The organism is Serratia sp. (in: enterobacteria), from assembly GCF_051654945.1.
Lineage (GTDB): Bacteria > Pseudomonadota > Gammaproteobacteria > Enterobacterales > Enterobacteriaceae > Chania.
Window position 1 is genome coordinate 1 of record NZ_JBOFZA010000029.1, and the last position, 3847, is coordinate 3847.

The 3847-nt window shown below is 51.3% G+C and carries 3 protein-coding genes and 3 pseudogenes; 3 read left to right on the plus strand and 3 right to left on the minus strand.

Going from position 1 to position 3847, the window contains the following annotated elements:
- Nucleotides 1-126 (plus strand): annotated as a pseudogene (locus ACRDCA_RS03380) (IS66-like element accessory protein TnpA); the annotation flags it as partial.
- Nucleotides 123-335: pseudogene (gene tnpB, locus ACRDCA_RS03385) on the plus strand (IS66 family insertion sequence element accessory protein TnpB); the annotation flags it as partial. The pseudogenes ACRDCA_RS03380 and tnpB (ACRDCA_RS03385), both read left to right, overlap by 4 nt.
- A gap of 3 nt (nt 336-338) precedes the next feature.
- On the opposite strand, the gene ACRDCA_RS03390 reads toward tnpB (ACRDCA_RS03385), so the two are convergent.
- From ACRDCA_RS03390 to ACRDCA_RS03400, 3 genes are all read right to left on the minus strand, one after another.
- Nucleotides 339-2459 carry a recombinase family protein gene (locus ACRDCA_RS03390; RefSeq protein ID WP_438688302.1) on the minus strand — a complete coding sequence of 707 codons (2121 nt, stop codon included), beginning with the start codon at nt 2457-2459 and terminating at the stop codon, nt 339-341.
- 286 nt (nt 2460-2745) lie between these two features.
- Nucleotides 2746-3207 (minus strand): helix-turn-helix domain-containing protein, encoded by a 462-nt coding sequence (locus ACRDCA_RS03395; RefSeq protein WP_438688303.1) that lies wholly within the window; start codon nt 3205-3207, stop codon nt 2746-2748.
- Between the two features lie 119 nt (nt 3208-3326).
- Entirely contained in the window at nt 3327-3683 is a 357-nt protein-coding gene (locus tag ACRDCA_RS03400) for a DUF5372 family protein (RefSeq protein ID WP_438688304.1), read from the minus strand.
- A gap of 26 nt (nt 3684-3709) precedes the next feature.
- On the opposite strand from ACRDCA_RS03400, the pseudogene tnpB (ACRDCA_RS03405) reads away from it, so the two are divergent.
- Nucleotides 3710-3847: pseudogene (gene tnpB / locus ACRDCA_RS03405) on the plus strand (IS66 family insertion sequence element accessory protein TnpB); the annotation flags it as partial.

The window sequence follows — 3847 nt, forward strand, 5'->3', positions numbered from 1 at the left end:
GCGGAAAATAATAGCGCTCCTCGATGTGAACTGCACCTGACAACCGGTGTGGTAAAGCTCTTTGACCCGTTGACACCTGAAATACTGCGGGTTCTCATCCATGAAATGAAAGGCGGTGCTCGATGATAACGCCGCCAACTGGTACCAGAATCTGGATCATCGCTGGTATTACGGATATGCGATGTGGGTTCAACGGCCTCGCCTCAAAGATCCAGAACACGCTGAAAGATGACCCGTTCTCCGGGCATATCTTCGTGTTCCGTGGCCGCAGCGGCAGAATGGTGAAAATCCTGTGGGCCGACCGCGACGGGCTATGTCTCTTCGCCAACGATCTGCGTTCATACTGCATCTGTTTCCTTTATATCGGTGTATTTATCGCGGGACGGCTCCTGAGAGACCAAAGTGCGTCTGTTTTCAAGAGGATCCCATCGGCTACAGTGTTTTTTCGGCAGACGATCTGGAGCCGGGAGCTCATAAAGCCTACACTGTTTATTGTACGCGTGATTTTGAATCAGGCCATATTTAGCCCATCTGACCACCGTTTGTTCGTGAATATTCAGATGACGGGCAACCTCTTTTTTTGTCAGCATTCCGCGGTCTCTCAGACGATCATAGCGAGAGCGAAGTTTGTAGCGGTTTGTCAGATAGGCAACGCGCAAGGGGGTGAAACGAAAATCACCGTTCCCCTTACAGGCTGCTGAACCCGGATGGTACCCTCGCTGGTTAAGGATATCGGCAATCTCCGGGTAGAGGTGATTATTCAGAAGTTTGTCAATCAGCTTGATAACATCCTGTTGGGTTTTGATTTTTTTCGCATGTGATTTGGGATTAAAAGTGTCCAGCGTCTTCACTTTTCCGCCTTTAAACCGGACATGGATCCTGGTGATACCTTCTGCCACCAGTTTAACGAGTGTGACATCTTCGATAATGAGTGCCAGCAGTCTTTTTCGCTCACGATGTGGAATTTCGCTGCCACGCCAGAGCCGCCCAAAATCTTCAGTCATGGCAATCAGACGGTCGTGGATCGCATTGTCCAGAATCAATTTATCATGCCTGCTGGCACGCTCTCGCTCTTCTCGTACACTTGCCAGAATGCGCAGCTTTTCGTTCCATTCACTTTCCAGCGTATCGGCGACGAGTCGGTTATCAGGATCCACCTGCATAAAACGTCGCTGGGCAAGATCGGCTTCCGTTCGTGCGCGCTCGATTGCACAACAACGCAGTTTGTCTGCTTCCTCATAGCGCTTTTCTATCTCCCTGCGAATGGCGAGGGTCAGTTCTACTGATACAGGTGTCATCTGTTCAGCAATCAGCATACTGATGGCCTCATCAACCGGCCGACCGGCAATGGACTGGCAGTGGGGGCTGGCCTGATATTGCTGTGCACGGTCGCAGACATACCATATCTCCTGACGACCGCGCCGGGCAGCATAACGAACCCGTAAATGTCGACCACAATGTCCACATACCACCCGCCCCTGCAATAATGCCGCCCCTTCCCGGGGAAGGGATGCCCGGGCGGCCTGGTACCCGTGACTGTTCTCCCTGAGTATACCCAGATTATCCTGATGTGTTTTCCAGCTTATGTAACCGGGGTGAGCATCAGGAATGCACGCCAGCCAGTCATTCATCGCCCGGTTATGGATGACGGTTCTACCCTCATAGTTACGCCGGTACTGGCGGCGACCATAAGCATAAGCTCCGGCATAACGCGGGTTGGTCAGCGTTCTCTGCGCCGTTGATACCGTCAGCGGCCTGAAAAGGGTCTCGCTGTTGTGTAACCGTGAAGGAAACAGGAGCCCTTCTTTATTAAAAACTTTAACCGTCTGAGAAACGGATCCCACCCGGGTGAATGTATCGAAGAAATGATGCAGGGTTTCTCTGACCTGGATGTCGGGATCGAGCACAACATTACCGCTGGCGTCATAAACGAAACCGGTTGGCAACGCACAACGAAACTCACCCCGTCGGGCCTTCGTCAGGATACCACCACGCAGTCTGGCTTTGATCATATGCAGTTCAGCTTCGCTCATTGTCCCTTTTAAGCCGAGAAGGAGCCTGTCGTTAAAGCTGGCTGGATCATAAATACCATCTTCATCCAGGATAAGCGTATCGGCCAGCGCGCAGATCTCCAGCAACCGTTGCCAGTCGGCATTGTTTCGTGCAAGGCGGGAAACTTCCAGCCCCATGACAATACCGGCTCGCCCCAGCCCCACATCACTCACCAGTCGCTGAAACCCTTCGCGCCAGACTGCAGATGCACCAGACTCTCCCTGGTCATTATCAATGACAATAATCTGATCCTCACGCCATCCCAGAGCAACGGCACGTCCACGTAAGGCATACTGCCGCCTGGTGCTTTCACCATTCTCAATAATCTGTCGCATTGATGACTGCCTTATATAGAGGTAAGCCCCCCGAGTGAGATGATGAGCCTGGACTTTACTGTATGTATTCATTGCGATCTCCTTTAGTGAAACCCGGTTGCAATCGTTGCGAGTACATAAATGATGTCTGAAGCCTTGTGGGGGGAGTATGTTGTCAATAATGAAGGACGGTGTTGTTCACCGGGTAGAGGTATTATGGGGTCTGGGATACTGGCCCAACTCCACATACCTCGTTGCAAAAAAAGCATCAGGCTGCGACGCGCCATCAATGGCAGTGTTGTCCCCAGGACAGCACTGCGCAGCACTTCGTAACGCTCAACGACATCCGTTGGTAACCCTGCCTGCATGACAGGCGTTGTTATCTTTTGGTCTTTTTTAACGCACGCTCGATGGTTCGGGGATGAATCTCGATACCAAATTCGGTCTGGACCAGCGTGACCAGCGCTCTGGCGCGTACCGGTTCGCCAGGGATCAGCTGAGCCTGCAGAAATTCCATCAGCCTGCTGTCGAGTTTGTGGGGACCATGTGGCCCGGGACGGTCTGGAACAAGGCCTGCGATCCCTTTTATGGCGAAATTCTCCCGTGCCAGGTAGTACGTTGGTCGGGAAATACCATACTCGCTGGCCGCTTCTGTCACTGACAAACCGTCGATAGAAACCCGCCGAAGCATTTCGTACCTGACCTGAACAATATCGTGTGGATCGAAGAAGTCGCTGGTACGAAACTTCTGATCCTTCACGTTGCCGGAAGCAGGGTTGAACGTGCCTTCTTTCTGGAGGAGTTCGGTCTTCGATAGCCTGTGGTTGCATTTTGTCGACATTATGGTTTCCTGACGTACATAGCAATTCATATGTAAAATCATTTAAATCGGAATGGTAAGCTAAATCAGGATAAAAATTAGCATGAATACCTATCTTATGACGTTTAATTTGACAAAACCTATTCATGATAGTTCCTTTGCGGCATAATTTCCTTTACTTTTGCGGCGTAATTATCTTTACATGACCGCCGAGACAATGAGCCATTTCCTCCAGAAGACAGTTGTTCAACAAGCTCACTCAGGGTGAGCAGGTCATCAAAGAGAAGAAGGGCTTCCCCCTGACCCATCATAATTTCCGGGTGGGGTGCAACCAGAGCCGTCCAGTCGGGAGTAAGTGACCAGATAATCGAATTGTCAGTCTGCAGTAACAGTCGCTCGCCATACCGGTTATATCGTCTGCCCACACAGGGTAAACGACGGAGAAACAGGGGATGAAATGGGTGAGTGACCAGAACTAACTGCTCATCTTCAGTGATATAGGCTGCATTTTGGGGTGAGGTACAAACGGCTGGAAGAAGGCCAGTTCATCTGGCCTGCTGTACGCGATGGTAAAATCGCCATCACCCGCTCACAACTCGCCATGCTCCTCGATAAGCTGGACTGGCGACAGCCCAAAAAAGCTCGCCTTAACTCTCTGACA

What these genes read in the sequence shown, in the direction of transcription:
- ACRDCA_RS03390 (WP_438688302.1), bottom strand. Translation starts at nt 2,459, where the DNA reads ATGAATACATACAGTAAAGTCCAGGCTCATCATCTCACTCGGGGGGCT.
- ACRDCA_RS03395 (WP_438688303.1), bottom strand. Translation starts at nt 3,207, where the DNA reads ATGTCGACAAAATGCAACCACAGGCTATCGAAGACCGAACTCCTCCAG.